Genomic DNA, 19,035 nt, shown 5'->3' with positions numbered 1-19,035 from the left:
GTTGTCCGAATTCCGGATGCCGTCGCTCGGCGCGGACATGACCGAGGGCACCCTGCTCGAATGGCGCGTGCGGCCGGGCGATGTCGTTCATCGTGGTGACGTCGTGGCCGAGGTCGACACCACCAAGGCGGCGATCGAGGTCGAATGCTTCGAGGACGGCGTGATCGGCGACCTGCTGGTCTCCGAGGGGACCACGGTTCCGGTCGGAACGCCGTTGGCGACGATCGATGTGGCGGCCGCGCCGGCCGCTGCGAACCCGCCACCCGTACCGGAGCCGGCTACCGGGCCGCCCGGCCCGCAGGAGCCCGAATCACCGGTCCGCGCAACGCCGCTCGTCCATCGGCTCGCCGACGAGGCCGGGATCGACCTGGCGGCGGTACACGGCACCGCACCCGGCGGCCGGGTCGTACGGGCCGATGTCGACCGCGCGATCGCCGAGCGTCGGGGCGGGCACCGGGCGGCGGTGCGCGCCACCGGGTACGCGCGTCGGCTGGCGAGCGAAACCGGGGTGACGCTCGCCGATCTCACCGGGACGGGCCCCGGGGGCGCGGTCCGGGCCGCCGATGTGCGCGCGGCCGCCTCGCGACCGGCCCCTGATGCGGCGCCCGCCGCCGCGCGACCTCCTGCCGAACCCGATACCGCCACAACGAGATCCGTCCCTGCCGCGGATTCCGCGGCACCGGAGCCCGCGCGGACCGCGGCACACGATCCCGCGGAGGTCCGCAAACTGATCGCGGCCGCGATGACGAGATCGAAACGCACTGTGCCGCACTACTATCTGTCGTGCACCATCGATATGAGCGCGGCGCTGGACTGGCTGGCGGACTACAACCGCGGCGTACCGGTCGCGGCCAGGATGCTGCCCGCCGCGCTGCTCCTGGCGGCTACGGCCCGGGCGGCCGAGGCGGTGCCGGAACTGAACGGCCACTGGTTCGACGACGAATTCCATCCCGCCGCAAGCGTTCACCTCGGGGTAGTGGTGTCCATGCGTTCGGGCGGCATCATCGTCCCCACGATTCCCGACGCCGGCCGCCTCGCTCTGCCGGACCTGATGAGCGCCCTGCGTGGCGTCGTGGAACGCGCCCGTGCCGTGCATCTGCGCTCCTCGGACGCCACACCCGCGACCATGACCGTCACGAATCTCGGTGATCTGGGCGTCGATTCCGTCTACGGGGTCATCGCGGCGCCGCAGGTCGCGATTGTCGGATTCGGCGCGATCAGTGACCGCCCCTGCGCGGTCGACGGTCTGCTCGGCGTCCGTCCCCAGCTGACCGCCACCCTGTCGGCCGACCACCGCGCCACCGACGGCGCGATCGGCGCCCGCTTCCTCCATACGCTGTCCGACCTGCTGCAAAAACCAGAGGAGCTCTGAAGGCCATGTCCACCACGCTGTCCGACGATGTCGCGGAGGGGATCGTCCGCGACGCCCTGCACGGATTCGACACCCCCGACCGGCTGGCGGCGCTCCCCGCCGACGCACCCCTGCGCGAGACGCTGGCTCTCGACTCGCTCGACTTCCTGACCTTCGTCGAGCGGATTTCCGCGGCCTCCGGCCGCCGCATCGAGGAATCGGACTACCGGCGGCTGACCACCATCGGCACGTGCGTGCAGTTCCTGACCGAATGATCCGTCCGCGCTCCGCATGATCGGCCCCGCGCCGAGGAGCGTACTCGAGGGCGCGGGGAGATCAGCCGCGGCGGGAGACCCGGCGACCTAGGCGGAATCAGCGGGGTGAGCGCGCCGCCGGACGAGCCAGCGGCGGAATTCGTCCGCGCCCCAGACTATGAACGGGAACGGGGCGGTGAGAGCGAGCATGCCGGGGGTGAGCGCAGCGGTGCCGAGGAGAGATTGAAGGGGCGGGAGATAGATGATGGCGGCGGTGAGCGCCAATTCGAAGGCAATGCCCCACAACAGGAGTGGATTGGACAGCACACCGATCGAGCGGAGCGAGGCGCGTTCGGTCCGGGCGGCGAAGGCGGTGCCGATCTGGCCGGTGACCAAGCCGAGCAGGGTCATGGTGGTGGCTTGCCGATAGGCATGATGCAGGGGAGTGCCCGGCCCGGTCGGGGCCCCTGGACGCCATCCGGCGCGCAGCAGCACATAGAAGAACCCCGCCATGGCCAGGGCCGCGCAGATCACGCCCAGGAACAGCCAGGCGCGCAACAACATCGGCGCGCGGATGACCGGTTCGTCGCGAGGACGGGGAGGCTGATGCATGAGGCCGGGTTCGGCGGGTTCGCGACCGAGGGCCAGGGCGGGGAGGGTTTCGGTGCCGACGTCGAAGGACAGCAGCTGCAGCACCGTCAGCGGAATGGGAACCGCGCCACCGGAGAGCGCGAACACCAGGAACGGTACGACCTCCGGGGTGGCGTGGGCGAAGATGTAGAAGATGAACTTGCGGATGTTGACGTAGACGCGCCGACCAGCCTGAACGGCGGCTGTGATGGTGGCGAAGTTGTCGTCGGTCAGCACCATGGTGGAGGCTTCCCGGGCCACGTCGGTTCCCGAGCGGCCCATGGCGATTCCGATATCGGCGCGGCGCAGGGCAGGCGCGTCGTTGACGCCGTCGCCGGTCATCGCCACCACATGGCCCGTGGCGCGGAGCGCGTCGGCGATCCGCAGCTTGGCCTCGGGTGAGGAACGGGCGAAGATCGGGACGGCATCCCCGGCGAGCAGCTCGTCCAGCTCGTGCTCGGACATGTTGTCGAGGTCGTCGCCCGTCACGATGACGGGGTTACCCCGGGTAATGCCGACCTGGGCGGCTACCGCACCGGCGGTCAGACCGTGGTCTCCGGTGATGACGATGACCCGGATGCCGGCGGTGTGGCAGGCGGCCACGGCGTCAGCCACCTCCCGGCGCGGCGGATCCTCCATCGCCACCACGCCGAGCAGCGTCAATCCGCGCTCGGCCTGCTCGTCCCGCTGCGGGGCCGGATCCGCTTCGTTCAGGCGATGTTCGGCGACGGCGAGTACCCGCAGACCCTGCCGGGCCAGGTCATCGACCAGATTGTCGAGATCGGCGCGCCGCGCGGCGGTGAGTGGCACCGGCCGGGCGTCACGATCGAGCTCGGTTTCGCACAGCGGCAGCAGCGATTCCGGGGCTCCCTTGGCGTGCACGATCCGCGCACCGGCGTCGTCGGTGTCGAGGGTGGACATCCGCTTGCGGGACGGATCGAAATGGAACTGGCGGATCCGCTGTCTCGAGCGCACCTCGGGGTCGAGTCGAAAACCCAGTGCCGCAGCGGCTTCGAGGATTGCCACCTCGGTCGGGTCGCCGCTGGCGCTGCTGTTCGTTCCGGGAACGCCGAGACGCGCGTTGTTGCAGGCGGCCATCGCGGTGGCCATCCGCATCAAGGTGGGGTGCGGTGCGGGTGGCGGATGATCGGGTGCGAAGTCGAATCGGCCGGCGGCGGTGTGCGCCACCACGATTCGCATCCGATTCTCGGTGAGGGTGCCGGTCTTGTCGGTGCAGATGACGTCGGTGGACCCCAGCGTCTCGACGGCGCTCAGCCGTTTGACGACCGCCCCGCGCTGGGCGAGCTCTCGCACGCCGATCGCCAGCGCCAGCGTGATCACCGGGAGCAGACCTTCGGGAACATTGCCGACCAGCAGTCCGACCGCGAAGACGATCGCGTTCACGAACGACAGCCCGGCGGCGAGGGTCGCCAGCGGAATGAATGCGGCCCCGAGTGCGACGGAGACCAGCGCGATGAGCCATGCCACCCGGCGCACCTGGTGTTCGAGCGGGCTCTCCTCGGGCCGTACCCGCTCGGAAAGAGAGGCGATCCTGCCCAGCTCCGAACTCATCCCGGTGGCGTACACGACCGCCCGGGCCTCGCCCTCGGTGCAGGTGGTCCCGCTGAAGACCAGGTCGCGCGCATGCAGCAGCGGGACGCCGGCATCGGCGAGATCGGCCGCCCGGTAGACGGGCATGGATTCACCGGTCAGCGCGGACAGGTCGACCTCGATGCCGCCGTCGAGCATCCGGGCGTCCGCCGAGATCCGATCGCCCTCGGCGATCACCAGCACGTCACCCGGAACCAGCTCGGTGGCATCGATCTCGGCGAGGGTCCCGTCCCGGATCACCCGCGCCCGCGGCGGCAGATAGGCGGCCAGCGCCTCCACCGCCTGCTCCGCATGGCGTTCCTGCACGAACGCGAATCCCGCGTTGACCACGATCACGATCACGATGGCCACGGCGATCGGCACGATACCCACCGCGGCGGCCAATCCGGCTGCCGCCCAGAGCAGGAGAGCCAGCGGATGCGTGAACTGCCGCACCAGTTCCCGAGGCCAGGATCGGCCGCCGCGTCGGCGGAGCTGGTTCGGGCCGACCTGGACCAGGCGGCGCCGGGCCTCGCGCTCGGTGAGTCCGTTCCGGCTGCTGCGCAGATCGCGGAGCAGCAGATCGAGGCGTTCGGTCGGATCCAGCCGCACCGCGGACTCGCCGGCCTTCGCGCCCTCCCGAATCTCGGCTGCGCGCGCGGCCATTTCCGCAGTCATGCGGAGGTCACCGCGGCGGGTGCGCGGGTAGACGGTGGATGGACCCGTTCAGCGAGCTCGCTCGCGGACCGATCGCACTCCATCCGCGCAGCGCCTGTGCCAGGGTCGTGTGGAGCGGTGCGGTCGTGTCGAGAACCATTGCGGCCGGCCACGGGTCGGCGGTCGCGGCCAGCGAACGCGCGATATCAGGGGTGGCCTCGGAGTCGCCCGACCGGCGCGCGCGGATGCGCCCGGCCGCGGTCTCGGGCGGGCAGTCGCAGCGCAGCGGGACCAGTTCGGCCTGCGCGTGTTCTGCGAGCGCGGCTGCGCGGGCACGTTTGTCGGCGTCGATCCAGGCCGCGTCGAGTATCACCGAGGCGCCGAGGGCCAGTCGCTCACGGGCCAGTTTCAGCATGTGGATGTACACCAGTGCTTTCGCCTCGGAGCCGTAGGCCCCCGCGTCGAAAACGCCGCTCTCGCCGGTGATCTCGCCCGCGGCCCGCAGCCGCGCGCGTACGGTGTCGCTCGAGATGACCTCGGCGCCGGTGGCCTCCGCCAGACGGGTTGCGACAGTGGACTTTCCGGTGCCCGGCAGCCCGCCGACCAGGACCAATCGTACCGCCCCGGCCTCCAGGTGCCGCGCCGCCAGTTCCAGGTGCCGACGCGTGTGGCCGAGGAACTTCTCCTCGCCCTGCGCGACGCGGAGCTGGTTCGTCTTCGCGCGCACCATCGCCCGGTAGGCGATGTAGTGGTGACGGAGGGCCGCGGGTGGCGAATCGTGGCTCGCGCCCAGGTAATCGTCGAGAAAACCCTCGGCCAGGTCCGGTCGTCCGAGGAATTCCAGATCCATGGCCAGGAAGGCGGCATCGTCGAGCCCGTCGACGGCGCGGAGGGAGTCGTCGAAGTCCAGGCAGTCCAGGATCCGGAAGCCGTCCGCAAGCGCGAAGATGTCCTCGGTCAGCAGGTCGCCGTGCCCATCGAGGATGCGGCCGTTCTCGATGCGCTGCGCGAACAGTGGCGCCCGGCCGTCGACGAACCGCGTGGCCAGCTCCTCGATGCGGTGGACCAGCGCCGGCTCCAGCTCGGTGAGCGGATGGGGTGGCGAGCCGTGCAACAGGGTTCGCCAGCGCTGCCGCAGCGCCTCGGCCGTTCCGGCCTGATCGATGGCGCTGCCGCGGCTGGCATTGCGGTGAAATTGCGCGAGGATCGTCGCCAGCTCGGACAGTTCGGTGCGGCCGACCTCACCTCCGGTGACCAGTACGCTCAGCCGACGCGATTCGGGCATGCGTCGCATGATCAATACGGGTTCGGCGGGACCATCGAGCGGATCGGTGAGGTGGGCCAGGCCGAGGTAGACATCGGAGGCCCAGCGCCGGTTCAATTCGAGTTCGCGTCGCAGCGCCCGTTCTCTGGCCGCAGTAGTGGCGAAGTCGAGGAAGTCGGTGGCGATGGGTTTCTTCACCTTGTAGGCGCGGTCACCGAACAACAGGACCAGGCCGGTGTGGGTCTCCCGCAGCTGCGCCGGAAGCCGGTCCGGGAGAATCGCGTTGCGCAGGTGCTCGGTCGCGGTGGTCATCGGTTCGCTACCTCCGTGTGAATGGCCGGATCCGGTGTGTCCGGGAGAATCAGCACCGGGCAGGTCGAATGGCGCACCAGGTCCTGGACCGGGTGCCCCAGGCGCGACGGCGTGATCGCGTCGGAGCGATGGGTGACGACGACGAGCTGAGCCGACCCGCTGAACCGTTCGACCGCGGTGACCACATCGCCCACGATGGTCACCGGCCGGAACTCGACCCCGGGATAGTCCTGCGCGCAGCGCCGGATCTGGGCGTCGGAGATCAGCGATTCGCCGGTTCCCCACTCCGGTATGCCCGACCACGGCCGCCCCTGCCAGACCCGCGCCACCGTGACGTCGGTGCCACGATCCTGCGCGGCCTGGAACGCCGCTCGCAGGGCAGTCTTCGCGCTGTGCCAATCGGTGACCACGACCAGCACGCCGCTCCGTCGCGCGTCCGCCGGACGCACCAGGGCGACCGGGCAGCGTGACTCGCGCGCGACGGTGAGCGCCGTGGAGCCCAGCACCATATGGGAGAAGAATCCGATTCCGGTGGATCCGAGCACCAGCAGCGCGGCCGCGCCGGACGCGTCGCGCAGCACGTGATCGGTCTGTCCGCGCCGGACCTCGACGGCGATGTCGAGCGGGTCCTCCCCGGTACTCGGATGCCGGGCGAGCACCGCGTCGCGAGCGGCCTCGAGCGCATGAGCGGCCTCGCGGTACCGGCTGCCCCCGGGGCGGAAAGCGGGCTTGTCGATCGCCGGCACCACCGCGACCAGCCGTAGCGGCGATCGCCGGGCCGCGGCCTCCTCGGCCGCCCACTCGGCGGCGCGCACCGCCGCCCGCGAGCCGTCGATGCCGACGATGACCGGCTGTCGCCGCTGGTCCGGGCATACCGCGGTGTCAGGGGCACAGGCGTTGGTGTCCATGCCTCCAGGGTTGCCCGGGAGGTCCCGGCAGAACAGAGGACTTCGGTCTCTGCGGCGACGACCACGGTCCCACCGCCGGACTACCCGATGCCCTACCGGTCGCCACCGGATGCGCGTGAAATCGACTGCGTCAGCAGCACCGGGCCCACAGGAGGCGGCCGATGTCGATCGTGACATTGACAATGAATCCGGCGATCGATATCGCCACCACGGCCCCGTCCGTCCGGCCCACCGACAAGACCCGGTGCACGGCACCGAGATTCGACCCCGGCGGGGGCGGCATCAATGTCGCGCGGACCATCGCAGCGCTGGACGAGACGGTGACCGCGGTATTCCCCGCGGGTGGGCCACCGGGCGAGCTGCTGATGGAACTGGTGCGCGGGGCCGGCGTCCCCATGCGGCCGGTGCGCGTCGCCGACAACACTCGCGAGTGCTTCGCGGTGACCGCGTCCGACACCGGCGAACAGTACCGCTTCGTACTGCCCGGTCCCCGGCTGACAGCCCCCGAAGTACATCGCTGCCTCGCCGAAATCGAACGGGCGGCACAGGATTGCCGGTACGTGGTCGCCAGCGGCAGTCTGCCGCCCGGAGTTCCGGCGGACTTCTACCAGCGCCTCGCCGACCTGCTCACCGATCTCCAGGTACCGCTGGTTCTGGACACCTCGGGGGCCGCGCTACGCGCCGTCCGGCGCGGCATCCACCTGGTCAAGCCGAGCGTGCGCGAACTCACCGAGTACATCGGCCGTCCATTGCCGGACCGCGAATCACGAGTCGCCGCCGCGCGCGAGCTGATCACCCGTGAAGTGAGCGAAATCGTGGTGGTGTCACTGGGTTCCAGCGGTACGCTCGCGGTGACCGCGAAGGACGACGAGTGGTTCCCGGCGACGGAGGTCGCGGTCCGCAGCGGCACCGGCGCCGGTGACGCTCAGGTAGGCGGCATCACCGTGGGCCTGTCCCGTGGCTACCCGCTCGACGACGCCGTCCGTCTGGGCATCGCGGCCGCCACCGCGGCCCTGATGACGCCGGGAACCGGGCCCGGGCTCCCGGCCCGGATGGCCGAACTGTTCCACCGGCCGGCACCACCGCCCACTTCGCCCGACCACCTCGCAATACCGAAGTGACACAAAGGAAAACGTCATGAAGGGCCGAATTCTGATCGCCTATGCGACCCGCTACGGCGCGACGCGGGAGATCGCCGACCATCTCGCGAACACGCTGCGGGAATCGGGACTCGACGTGGAGTGCCGTGCCATGCACGACCTCCGCACGATCGACGACTACCGCGCCGTCATCCTCGGCGCGCCTTTCTACTACGGCCGCTGGCCGCGTCCGGCCCGCAGCTTCCTGAATCGCTTCGGTCCCGTGCTCGCGCACCGCGACGTGGCCGTCTTCGCGATCGGCCGGATCGGTCCGGACCAGTCCGAATCCGACGTTCGATCCCAGCTGGACCGACTGCTCGCCCGCTACTCCTGGCTCGCGCCCTTCTCCACGGCACTGTTCGGTGGACGCTGGAACCCTGCCGGCCTCCGTGGACTGGACCGCTGGATGCTGAAGCTGCCCGGCTCACCCCTGCACACGCTTCCGCCGTCGGATCTGCGGAACTGGGACGACATCAGTGCGTGGGCCACCGCCGTAGCCACGGCCCTGAAAGCGCGTGCCGCACAACCGAATCCATCCACCGCCGAACCGACCGGCACCTCCCGCGCCGGCGCGGCCCTGTCGACCATCCGCAACTACATCGCCGATCAGCAACTCCCGTGGCGACGACCATGGGGCGCATGAACTCCGTGCACCCCAATGGGTCCGGACAACCGCGCGACGCTGCGCGGTTGTCCGGACCGGAGTCGACTGTTCAGCCCGCACCTCGAGGGCCGGCTCGTCGACGATCAGTACGCCGAGTTGACGTTGTCCATCGAACCGTAGCGCGCTGCCGCGTAGTTGCAGGCGGCGGTGATGTTGGCTACCGGATCCCAGATGTCCCACGAGGTTCCGGCGACATGGTATGCCTGGAAGGTCGGATCGATCATCTGGAGCAGCCCTTTGGACGGGGTGCCCTTGGCCGCATTGGAGTCGTAGAGGTTGATCGCGCCGGGATCCCCGCCCGATTCCCGCATGATATTGCGGTGGATTGCGTCATAGCTGCCCGGAATGCCCTGTGCGGCCATGATAACCATTGCCTGGCGGATCCAGCCGTCGAGTTCCGAACTGTTCACGGCGGAGTCCGCCGAAATCTTTGTGCCGGAAAGGCTCATGGCTGCTGGAATGGTCCGTGCCGGCGATTCCGGGACGAGTGCCGAAGCCTGAGCGGTCGCCACGATCGACAATGATGCGGCTGCCAGGGCGTAGACAGCGAGACGGCGGGCGGTCCGGTGGTGGGGACGACGTCCGGTAGCCATTGAGATCCTCCTCAGGATTTTCGATGCCGAGCCTGTGTCGCCCGGTGCGACCTGCGGGGCTGAACGAAGCCCTGGCGGAGTATTCGGGAGAATCCACCGCGCTCGGCAGTGAAGACAGCATCGATCGCGCGGTTGCCTCCGCACGACGGTCGATTCACCAGCGGCATACCTATTTCCGGCATACCTACATTTCCCGGGCTTGCCCGGTCCGGTTCTCGGCAGGATTCGCCCGACGCCGGTACTCACGGCCGGTCGCGAGCATTTTTCGCGATGGTCCGACCACGCGCGTGGAGATATTCTGACTGGTGTCCGCTGCTGGCGATTTGCGAGTAACCGATGGCCGAAAGTGATTCATTCGAAGCGCAGCGTGGTGGCGATCCCGATATCGTGACGGAGTTGAGCGCTGCCGGGCTCGAAGACGCCCATGAGATCGGGCGGGGCGGTCTCGGAGTCGTCTATCGGTGCATCCAGGTTGCCGCCGACCGCGACGTGGCTGTGAAGGTTCTCACCGGCGACCTGGAGGAGGACCGGGAACGGTTCTTTCGCGAGCAGCGAGTGCTGGGGCGTCTCACCGGGCATCCGAACATCGTCGGCATGCTCGAGGTCGGTCAGACGGCCGGCGGCCGTCCCTACCTGGTCATGCCGTACTTTTCCCGTGGCTCGCTGGGCGAACGGCTCCGGGACCACGGTCCGCTGTCGCTCGCGGAGACGCTGCATATCGGGGTGCGGATGGCGGGAGCGCTGGAGTCCGCGCATCGAGCGGGAGTTCTCCATCGCGATGTCAGGCCCGCGAACATACTGCTCACCGACTACGACGAGCCGGTGTTGACCGACTTCGGCTTCGCACACGTCTGCGATGAGTTCGAGCCTGCGGCCGAACCGAGCACCGGCTCGCCGGCCTTCACCGCGCCCGAGGTGCTCGGTGGAGCGGCCCCCGGCCGCGGCTCGGACGTCTACGGGCTGGGAGCCACCTTGCTCTGTGCTCTCACCGGCGACGTCGCGTTCGCACGCCGCAGTGGCGAGCAGGCGGTGGCCCGGTTCGTGCGCATCACCGCCCCGTCGAATTCCGAGCGCTGTGAAATCGGTATTGCCTGGGATGTACGCGCGGTGATCGAGGCGGCGATGTCGCGCGACCCGCACGACCGGCCGTCCGCGGCGGAATTCGGCGGGCGACTGCGCCGAATACAGCTCGAGCGCGGATTCGCGGTCGACGACATGGCGGTGCGCGGCGAACCCGGCGCCGAATCCGAATCGTCGGTGAATTCGGAACCGTCGGTGCCGCAAGGAGTTCCGCGTATCCGCAGCGACGGATTGCGCGAGGGGACGGGAAATCTGCCGCTGGAGCTGACCAGCTTCGTCGATCGACGGACCCAGCTGTCCGAGGTCGGCAATCTGCTGCCCGGGTCACGTCTGGTGACTCTGACCGGGATCGGCGGGGTCGGAAAGTCCAGGCTCGCACTGCGGGTCGCTCACAAGGTGCGGCAGAAATTCACGAACGGGGCGTGGCTGGTCGAGTTGGGGGAGCTGCGCGATGGCGCGTTACTGCCCGATGTGGTGGCAACGGCGTTCGGAATACGAAGCCAAGGTGTCATATCCGTGCACGACACGCTGGTGGAGGCGCTGGCGCCGCATGATCTGCTGCTGGTGCTGGACAACTGCGAGCACGTGATCGACGCGGCCGCGAAGCTGTCGGAGGCGCTGCTGCGGGCTTGTCCGAACGTGCGAATCCTGGCCACCAGCCGGGAGGCGCTGGGGATCGGCGGGGAAGTCGTGTATCCGATTCAGCCGCTCGGGATTCCCGATTCGGCCAATGAGCGGGCGCTGGCACACTCCCATGCGGTGGCGCTGTTCGTCGAACGCGCGGCCGCGGCGGTACCGGGGTTCGAGCTGACCGAGGCGAACCAGCGCGGCATTGCCCAGATCTGCGTCAGGCTGGACGGATTGCCGTTGGCGATCGAGCTGGCCGCGGCGCGCCTGCGCACGATGTCGGTCGAGCAGATCCAGACCCGGCTGAGAGATCGGTACGCCCTGCTGACCCGGGGTAGCCGGGGAACGCCGAAGCGGCAGCAGACGCTGTGGTATTCCGTCAGCTGGAGCTACGACCTGTGCACACCCGACGAGAAGCGGCTGTGGGCCAGCTTGTCCGTGTTCACCGGCGGCTTCGAACTCGACGCGGTCGAGCAGGTGTGCGCCGGTGATATGACCGAGTCCCAGGTTCTCGATACGTTGTCCGCGCTGGTGGACAAATCGATCCTGGTCCGGCAGGAAGCCGAGGGGGCGGTGCGCTTCCGGATGTTCGAGACCGTTCAGGAATTCGGCCGGGAGAAGGCCGAGGAGTCCGGCCGGTACCCGGACCTGCACTGGCGGCATCGGGACTGGTGTGAGCGACTGGTCAGAGAGGCGGACGCCAATATGATCGGTCCGCATCAGCTGGATTGGGTTGCCCGGCTGGAGCGGGAGCTGCCGAATCTGCGAAAGGCAATGGAATTCAGCCTGTCCGAGTCCGAGGAAGGCGGGCTCGGGATGGTCACGAACCTGTACCTGTTCTGGAGCTTGCGCGGGCGACTCCATGAGGGACGTCGCTGGTATGAGCGCGTGCTCGGCCATTCGCGCGGCGGCCGGACCACGGATCGAGCCAGGGCGCTCTACGCCGCCGGCACGATCGCGGGTCTGAACGGCGACCTGGCGACCGCGAACCGCTGGTTCGCGGAGCTCTGCGCCTTCGCCGAGCAGACCGGGGAGCCGCTGGTCGGCGCCCTGGTCAACCACGTCTTGGCGAATATGGCGCTCGCCCGCGGCAATGTCGGTGAGTCCGACGCGGTTGCCCGCCTGACCGACGCGATCCGCAGCTACGAGGCGTGCGGTGAACTCGGCATGCAGTTGGATGCTCAACTCTCGCTCGGCTGGGCCTACGCCCTGGGGGGCGATACGGCCCGGGCCGTCGCCTGCCACGAGAAGACGCTCGCCATGACAGCAGCGTGCGGCGAAACGATCTATCGATCGTGGGCGTTGTTCGCGGCGGGTTTCGCCGTGTGGCGCAACGGCGACGTCGAACGTGCCAAGCGCCTGTTGGAGGAGGGCGTGCGACTGTCCGCGCTGATGGCCGATCCGCTCGTCGCCGCGGGTTGCCTGGAGACGCTGGCCTGGATCGCCGCCGACCGGGGCGAAGCTCGCCGTGCGGCTGTCCTGATGGGCGCGGCGGACAAGTTGGGGCGCCTCGCCGGCACCGCGACGCTCGTGGTCTTCGATCTGCTCACATTCCGGGAGGAGTGCATGCGGTGTAGCCGCCGAGCGCTCGGCGCGCGAGCCTTCGACCGAGCCCGTCAGGAAGGTTCCGCGATGAGTCTCGACAGCGCCGTACGACTCGCGCTCAACGAGCCTTCCCCCGCCGCCGAGACTGCGCCGCAGCTGTTGACCAAACGCGAACGGCAGGTCGCCGACCTCGTCGCGGAGGGCCTGACGAACAGAGCCATCGCGACGCGTCTGGTGATCTCCCAACGCACCGCACAGGGGCACGTCGAACACATCCTGACCAAATTGGGTTTCACCTCGCGCACGCAGATCGCGGCTTGGGCCGCAGAACATTCCGGCGGCAGTTCCGGCTGACGGGCGGACTGGTTGTGCGTCGAGAGGCAGCGATCATCGAGCCGGCGTGCGAAGGTCTGCTCGAATCGGGCGGGCGGTGGCGCGCCGCAACAGTGGCGAATAGATCAGTGGCACGGCGATTTCCACGATGATCATGAGGACGTAGAACCAGTGTGGCCATCCGACGTAGGCGACGGTCGGTAGCCGGACGAGTCCGCCGATGAAGAACACAGCATCAGCGGATGGATGAAGCCGGCGTGCCGGTCGAGGTCCTGTCCCGCTCGGATGGCACGCGCCGGGTGCCGACCCAATATGTGAATCCGGGCGCCGCGCGATCGCATCCTTCGCGAATATTGGTAGATCCGTAGGTCATGCTCGTACCGTGACGAATCCGGTCTCCCGAGCCACTCCTTTCGGCCGGACGTAGGTGATAGACCCCCCGACGGCACCTTCGCGATCGGCTACGACCACCTGTTCCAGCAGGAATAGAGCGGCCAAGTCGAAGTATAGATATTTACTTATGTGACAAACGGATGATCAATCATTCAGCAGGAGAGATTAATTGGGGCATTCCATCGTTGGATTCCTCTAGAATGTCGAGTAACATAGGGGCGCGGGCTCCGGCGCTGGGACGTTCGGGGTGCATTCCGGGCGATGTGCCGATGCGCCCGCGGGACGCGATGTCGATCGTACGCGCACTCCCGGGTGGCGCCGTGCGCGCCGTGCAGCACGACCGTGCGCGCGAACTGTTCGCGCCGCGGCCCAGTCGCGCGGACCGGCTGTCGCTGGGGGCGGTCGCGGCCGGTCTGCGAACCGGATACGCCCTGGCCCCCGCCGTGCTCGATACGTGCTCCAAGTGCGTGCCGCCCAGTGATGCCGCGGCTGCTCGCGTGGAATCGCTTGCCGCTCAGCGCTTGCTGCTCCGGTCGAGGCGGCGGGGGAGTGGCGCGCTCAGTCCGATGTCGCGACCGGATCGGTTTCCTCGAGTCGGCGCCGCAACAGCTTGCCGGTGGCGTTGCGCGGCAGTTCGTCGACGAAGATCACGTCACGTGGCACCTTGTGGCGGGCCAGATTCGATCTGACGTGGTCCTTGATCTGCTCCGGGTCCCGATCGGAGCCGGTCGCCGGAACAACGAAGGCGCGCAGGCGTTTTCCGAAATCTCGATCGTCCACGCCGACCACCGCGGCGTCGAGCACGTCGCTGCGGCCGACGAGGAGGTTCTCCACCTCGAGCGGGAAGACGTTCTCGCCGCCGGAGACGATCATGTCGTCGTCACGGCCGTCGATGAAGAGCCGGCCCTCGGCATCGAAATGCCCGACATCGCCGCTGGAGAGCATGCCGTCCACGATCTCCTTGTGCCTGCCGTCGGTGTAGCCGGCGAAGCTGAGCCCACTGGAGACGAATATGGTGCCCACGGCTCCAGGGGTGGTGACGCGGCGGCGGCGCTCGTCATAGATCGCCACCCGGCATCCCACCGGTGGCCGGCCCACGGTTCCCGGAGCCGCGCGCATGTCCTGCGGTGTCGCGACCGCCGCAACCGCGACCTCCGTCGAGGCATACAGGTTGTACAGGACGTCGCCGAACGCATCGGCCGTGCGACGGCTGAGGTCCGGCGACAGGGAGGAACCGGCAGCGAAGATCACTTGCAGCTGCGAGGTGTCGAATTGTTCGAGGACGCCACCGCCGAGATCGACAATCCGCTGCAGCATCGTCGGAACCAAAACCAGTGTGGCCGCACGATGTTCGGCGACCGCGGCCAGCACCCGCGCCGGATCGAACTTGCGCTGCTGGAACACCACCTTGTTGTTCAAGGCCCAGCCGAGCATCAACTGCGACAGGCCGGTGCCGTGGAAGCACGGGGCCGCGATGACCATCGCGGAGGAGCGTGGCAGTGGCACCCGATCGAGGAACTGCGCGGATTGCAGTGGCGAGACCTTGTCCCGCGGGGCGCCTTTCGGCGTTCCGGTGGTGCCACTGGTGAGGATCACCAACCCGCCGGGCTTGTCGGGGCCGGGTAGCGCGGACCCGGAGTTGACGGCGATGAGCGCGTCGATGGTGGTGTATGTCGCGCCGATGGAATCGAGATGGTCTACCCAGGTCAGGATTCTGGGGATGTCGGCGGGGATCTCACCGAGCAGGTCGATGAATTCGCTGTCGAGCAGGATCGCCTCGACGCCCTCCCGCTTCGCCACCTGGGCCAGCTGGGGTTTGGCGAATCCGGTGTTCATCAGGACAACCCGCACGCCGAGCTTCCCGGCCGCCAGCAACGCCAACACCATTCCGCGATGATCGCGGCACAGTACGGCGAGCACGTTGCCCGGCCCGAAGCCCGAGCTGCTCAGACCCCGAGCGAGTGCGTTCGACTGGTCATCCAGCTCGCCGAAGGTCAGTGTTCCGCGTTCGTCGACGATGGCCGCGGCGTCACGATCGCGGCGTACCGCGTGGGCGAAGACGGTGACGAACGGGCCCACCGACGCGGCGTCACGCATCGAACGAACTATCTCCCACGGTCGGCCGAGGTCGAACATGCCTCGTCTGCGGAGCACATCGACCGCGGCCACCCCGTCGGTGACCATGCGACCCGCGCGCAGCAGTGAACTCATCGTCGACTTCATCGACACCTCCAGGACGGCCGTGCCCGCGACTGGGCATAGACAAGAATAAGCATTCACATAACTTGGGCCTGAAGCGCCTGTCAAGCCTGATGTTGCCACTATTGCGGTATGTTCGGTGTTGTATCGGAAAGACATCAAGTAAGATTGATCAATAACATAAGGACAACTCGGTCGAGTAGTCAGCCGAGGATGTGCGGGTCGGAGGCACTCCCGTTGCTTCTCCCCGTGCTCTCATCGCCTGTCGCCTGATCGAATTCGGGTCGGGAGTCGTGCCCTCGGCGGATGCCGCGCGCGCCCTGTGCACCGGCTGTCGCGCCGTTCGCGGGGAGAATCATCGCCGCGTCGTCGGCGGCGGTGGTCAGCAGCGAGGATGGGATCAGGACGACGGCGCGCACCCCGCCGAATACCGACTCCGACAACCGCACCGAAACACCCAGCCGGGCAGCCAATGTCGCGACCACGAACAGCCCGAGCCGTCCCCCGCCGGCAATGGCGTCCAGGTCGAACCCCGGCGAATGCGACAGCAGGGTGTTCAGTCTGACGAGTTCATCCTCGGGTATGCCCAGTCCCTGATCGACGATCTCGAAGACCGCTCCCTTGCCGACCACCTGCCCTGACACCTCGACCCGGGAGTCCGGCGGCGAGTACGCCGTGGCGTTGTCCATCAGTTCGGCCAGCACATGGATCAGATCGGCGACCACGACGCCGGCCACATGGATATCGGGCGGCCGACCGACGGTGATGCGCCGGTATTGCACGCTCTCCCCGACGGCGGCGCGCACGATGTCGATCAGCGGAATCGGTTTGCTCCAGTTCCGGCCCGGGCGGCCGCCGCCCAGGATGATCAGGTTCTCGGCGTGGCGGCGGGCGCGGGTCGTCAGGTGATCGAGCTGGAACAGCAGCTCGAGCTGTCTGGGATCCTGCTCTTCGGCTTCGGCCGCGTCGAGGACCTCGAGTTGGCGGTGCACGATGACCTGGCTGCGCTGGGCGATATCGACGAACACGGCGCTGACCCCACTGCGGATCTTGGCCTCGGCCACTGCGGCGCCGACGGCCGCGGCGTAGGCGCGGTTGAACGCGTCGGCCACCTGCCCGATCTCGTCGGTGCCCAACTCGAGGCGACTCGCCTCGGAGGTCCGCGGGTCCACGGCTTCACCGGCTTCGAGCCGCCGCATCATCTCCGGCAGATGCGTATCGGTGAGTTTCAGGGTCTGCCCGCGCAGCCTGCGCATCCGCCCGATCAGCCGGTTGGCCATGGCCATGGCCGCGACGAATCCGGCGATCGCCGTCACGAGCACCGCCGCTCCGCCCAGCATCGACTCTCGGGCGACGTCATCGGCGTACTTCACCGCGATCGCCTGTGCGTCGAGGGTCTGATCGTTCCACAGCGCCAACAACTTCGGCACCGTCTGCGCTGCCGCGGCTTGTGCGTCGGCGTCCTCGGCTGTCGTCACTTGCGTGGCCCGCGAACCGGACTTGTTGTCCGCCCCGTCGGGCGAGGGCCCGCGGCCGATGATCGCGTCCTGGCGGTCGATGATCCGATGCCAGTCGGGACTGTCGAGGATCGCTTGCAGCTGGGCCAGTCGCGGACCCCGTAAAGTCGTCACGGCGAAGGCGACTTCCGAGCGTTGCTCACCGACCGCGGTGACGAATTCGATGAACCGTTCCGTGGTCATCGGGTCGGTCGTCGAGGCGAACGCACTCGCGCGGGACAGCGACTCGCATGCCCGCAACGCATCGATGCTCTTGAACAGCCCGTCCACCACATCCGGCGACGGTGCCGCCTGTGCGGACAGGACCGTCGCGGTCAGGATGACGTCGATGATCGAACCGAAGGTCGCGATCGCGGTCTGCCCGGGGATGATTCGCTGGTCGATCCGGGCCCGCAGTACCGGCAGCTGCGAGTACAGCTTGTCGAAGCCGTGGATATCGCCGGCCATATCCGAGCGCATCTCGGATGCGGCCTGCCCGCGCGCTCGGACGGCCTCGAGCACCGCGTCGGAGGCTTGGCGGGCGGTGATCAGGTCGCTGTCGGCCGAGGCGTCGCCCGACAAGTGCAGGATCGACAGCCGTCGCTCCTCCTGGAACGACTTCACCATCTGCACGGCGGGACCGATGGTGCCGCTGGCCAATTGCGCCCAATCCCGGGTGTGCCGACCGTGGACCACCAGGTAGCCCGCCGCACCGACCCCGATGCCCAGCAGTGTGAGACTCGGTATGAGCACGATGATCAACACTCGGTCGCGCACCCCGAACGTGCCGTGCGGCAGCAGGTGCGCCAACCGCTCCCGGGACGGTAACCAGGAATTCCGTTTTGTCACAGCCGATTCCGATCGCCGGTCCGCTGGCCGACACTCGTGGATAGGTTCGCGAGAGTCTCGCTCCAGAGGTCTCGTCCCTGATAGGACAACCTGTCCAAGGACGCATGTGCGAATCTGGCCGGAATGCCACATTCGCGCCGCGCCACATCATCGGCCACCGTGCTCGGGCACCGCGATCCTGCTGTGCCGGGTCAGCGGTGTGCGCGTTCCGAGGACCCGACGAAGACGCCTAGGCCGCGGTGAAACCGTAGGGGTTCATCAGTGCCGTGTGGCTGCTGCTGCCCGCGGAACCAAGGTCCAGCTGGTTCAGGAAACTCTGAATGATGGCGTAGGGGTTCATCGTTGGTCCTCTGTCTCGCTTGTCGGTCTGTCGTGTCGAAAGTCGTTCTCGAACAACGGCACACGCCGGGCCCGCGCTTCCTGCTGACGGAACCTGTTGTCAGGCAATTCATGCCAACTGGTTGTGAGGGTGGTCACGGGTGTGCTCTCATCAAGATACACAGATACAACGTATGTGTCTCTGTATCAGACTTGTGAGGTTGATCGGCATGGATGCACACCGTTTCAGCAGGCGTGAGGCTTTGCGGACAGGTGGCGGGTTGTTGGGTGTGGTCGGTGCGATGGCGTTGACGGCGCGCACGGCGCGGGCGGAGCCGTGGAAGTGGTCGCCGGCTGATTCGGTGGTCGGTGCCGGGGGTGGTGCGGATCCGTTGACGGTGTATGACCCCGAGGCTGATGCGGTGCTCGCGGAGGTGATCGACCATGAGGATGTGGGGGCGGTCAACCGGTTGCTGGCGAGCTGGGTGTACAACGATCAGCCGTTGCCGGCGGGTCTGCCGAAGGGGTTGGCCGATTTCATGGAATCGGCGCGGCAGTTGCCGTCGTGGACCGATCAGGGCAAGCTGGCCAGTTCTTTCGAGTTCAACAAGAAGCGGGGCTTGTATCTGGGTGTGCTGTACGCGTTCGCCAGCGGCATGATGTCCACGGTCATCCCGCACGAGGCGCTGGCGGTGTACTACTCGCGTGGTGGGTCGCATCTGAAGGAGCGGATCGCCAAGACCGCGAAGTTCGGTTACGACATCGGCACGGTCAACGCGTACGGCGCCGGTGGTGAGATGGTCGTGACGTGTGTGAAGACGCGGATCATTCAT

At 68.0% G+C, this 19,035-nt stretch carries 11 protein-coding genes and 2 pseudogenes; 6 read left to right on the top strand and 7 right to left on the bottom strand.

Features of this window, described 5'->3' with window-relative positions; translation table 11 throughout:
• Position 1 precedes the first annotated feature (1 nt).
• Both ON33_RS25150 and ON33_RS25145 read left to right on the top strand, forming a co-directional pair.
• Complete coding sequence (locus ON33_RS25150) at positions 2 to 1,372, top strand: dihydrolipoamide acetyltransferase family protein (protein WP_040861550.1); 1,371 nt, start codon at positions 2 to 4, stop codon at positions 1,370 to 1,372.
• Positions 1,373 to 1,377: 5 nt separating this feature from the next.
• The gene (locus tag ON33_RS25145; protein ID WP_040861549.1) at positions 1,378 to 1,626 is read left to right on the top strand and encodes an acyl carrier protein; all 249 of its coding nucleotides are present in this window, start codon (positions 1,378 to 1,380) and stop codon (positions 1,624 to 1,626) included.
• A gap of 87 nt (positions 1,627 to 1,713) precedes the next feature.
• Here the strand turns inward: ON33_RS25145 and ON33_RS25140 are convergent, their stop codons facing one another.
• The 3 genes from ON33_RS25140 to ON33_RS38560 are packed head-to-tail and all read right to left on the bottom strand — an operon-like array spanning position 1,714 to position 6,966.
• On the bottom strand, positions 1,714 to 4,503 hold the full coding sequence (locus tag ON33_RS25140) for a cation-translocating P-type ATPase (RefSeq protein ID WP_245550701.1): 2,790 nt from the start codon (positions 4,501 to 4,503) through the stop codon (positions 1,714 to 1,716).
• A 7-nt stretch (positions 4,504 to 4,510) separates the two neighbouring features.
• Positions 4,511 to 6,058: a bifunctional aminoglycoside phosphotransferase/ATP-binding protein gene (locus ON33_RS25135; RefSeq protein ID WP_085996841.1), complete on the bottom strand. Its 1,548-nt coding sequence runs from the start codon at positions 6,056 to 6,058 to the stop codon at positions 4,511 to 4,513.
• Entirely contained in the window at positions 6,055 to 6,966 is a 912-nt protein-coding gene (locus tag ON33_RS38560) for a universal stress protein (RefSeq protein ID WP_051152770.1), read from the bottom strand. Before ON33_RS38560 ends, ON33_RS25135 begins: the two co-directional genes overlap by 4 nt.
• A gap of 161 nt (positions 6,967 to 7,127) precedes the next feature.
• On the opposite strand from ON33_RS38560, the gene ON33_RS25125 reads away from it, so the two are divergent.
• Together ON33_RS25125 and ON33_RS38555 are read left to right on the top strand one after the other, a co-directional pair.
• Positions 7,128 to 8,087 (top strand): 1-phosphofructokinase family hexose kinase, encoded by a 960-nt coding sequence (locus ON33_RS25125; RefSeq protein ID WP_218001509.1) that lies wholly within the window; start codon positions 7,128 to 7,130, stop codon positions 8,085 to 8,087.
• Positions 8,088 to 8,103: 16 nt separating this feature from the next.
• The gene (locus tag ON33_RS38555; protein ID WP_051152768.1) at positions 8,104 to 8,748 is read left to right on the top strand and encodes a flavodoxin domain-containing protein; all 645 of its coding nucleotides are present in this window, start codon (positions 8,104 to 8,106) and stop codon (positions 8,746 to 8,748) included.
• Between the two features lie 104 nt (positions 8,749 to 8,852).
• On the opposite strand, the pseudogene ON33_RS44485 reads toward ON33_RS38555, so the two are convergent.
• Positions 8,853 to 9,170 (bottom strand): annotated as a pseudogene (locus tag ON33_RS44485) (transglycosylase SLT domain-containing protein); the annotation flags it as partial.
• Between the two features lie 579 nt (positions 9,171 to 9,749).
• Here ON33_RS44485 and ON33_RS25110 point away from each other — a divergent pair.
• Complete coding sequence (locus ON33_RS25110; RefSeq protein WP_306307524.1) at positions 9,750 to 12,968, top strand: protein kinase domain-containing protein; 3,219 nt, start codon at positions 9,750 to 9,752, stop codon at positions 12,966 to 12,968.
• A 33-nt stretch (positions 12,969 to 13,001) separates the two neighbouring features.
• Here the strand turns inward: ON33_RS25110 and ON33_RS44480 are convergent, their stop codons facing one another.
• From ON33_RS44480 to ON33_RS25100, 3 genes are all read right to left on the bottom strand, one after another.
• The gene (locus ON33_RS44480; protein ID WP_157184718.1) at positions 13,002 to 13,178 is read right to left on the bottom strand and encodes a DUF4345 family protein; all 177 of its coding nucleotides are present in this window, start codon (positions 13,176 to 13,178) and stop codon (positions 13,002 to 13,004) included.
• 720 nt (positions 13,179 to 13,898) lie between these two features.
• Entirely contained in the window at positions 13,899 to 15,563 is a 1,665-nt protein-coding gene (locus ON33_RS25105) for an acyl-CoA synthetase (RefSeq protein ID WP_040861546.1), read from the bottom strand.
• A 179-nt stretch (positions 15,564 to 15,742) separates the two neighbouring features.
• A complete protein-coding gene (locus ON33_RS25100; protein ID WP_169336842.1) occupies positions 15,743 to 17,884 on the bottom strand; it encodes a sensor histidine kinase in 2,142 nt (713 codons plus the stop codon).
• A gap of 548 nt (positions 17,885 to 18,432) precedes the next feature.
• Here ON33_RS25100 and ON33_RS25095 point away from each other — a divergent pair.
• Positions 18,433 to 19,035: pseudogene (locus tag ON33_RS25095) on the top strand (oxygenase MpaB family protein); the annotation flags it as partial.

It is taken from the genome of Nocardia niigatensis NBRC 100131, assembly GCF_000308655.1.
Taxonomy (GTDB): Bacteria; Actinomycetota; Actinomycetes; order Mycobacteriales; family Mycobacteriaceae; genus Nocardia; species Nocardia niigatensis.
The sequence above is the reverse complement of the archived record's forward strand: the minus strand, read 5'-3'. Positions and strand labels throughout refer to the sequence as shown.

Excerpts from the sequence above, each read along its gene's own strand:
- ON33_RS25135 (WP_085996841.1), bottom strand. The coding sequence starts at position 6,058 with ATGACCACCGCGACCGAGCACCTGCGCAACGCGATTCTCCCGGACCGG.
- ON33_RS25140 (WP_245550701.1), bottom strand. The coding sequence starts at position 4,503 with ATGACTGCGGAAATGGCCGCGCGCGCAGCCGAGATTCGGGAGGGCGCG.
- ON33_RS25125 (WP_218001509.1), top strand. The coding sequence starts at position 7,128 with ATGTCGATCGTGACATTGACAATGAATCCGGCGATCGATATCGCCACC.
- ON33_RS25145 (WP_040861549.1), top strand. The coding sequence starts at position 1,378 with ATGTCCACCACGCTGTCCGACGATGTCGCGGAGGGGATCGTCCGCGAC.
- ON33_RS38555 (WP_051152768.1), top strand. The coding sequence starts at position 8,104 with ATGAAGGGCCGAATTCTGATCGCCTATGCGACCCGCTACGGCGCGACG.
- ON33_RS25105 (WP_040861546.1), bottom strand. The coding sequence starts at position 15,563 with ATGAAGTCGACGATGAGTTCACTGCTGCGCGCGGGTCGCATGGTCACC.
- ON33_RS38560 (WP_051152770.1), bottom strand. The coding sequence starts at position 6,966 with ATGGACACCAACGCCTGTGCCCCTGACACCGCGGTATGCCCGGACCAG.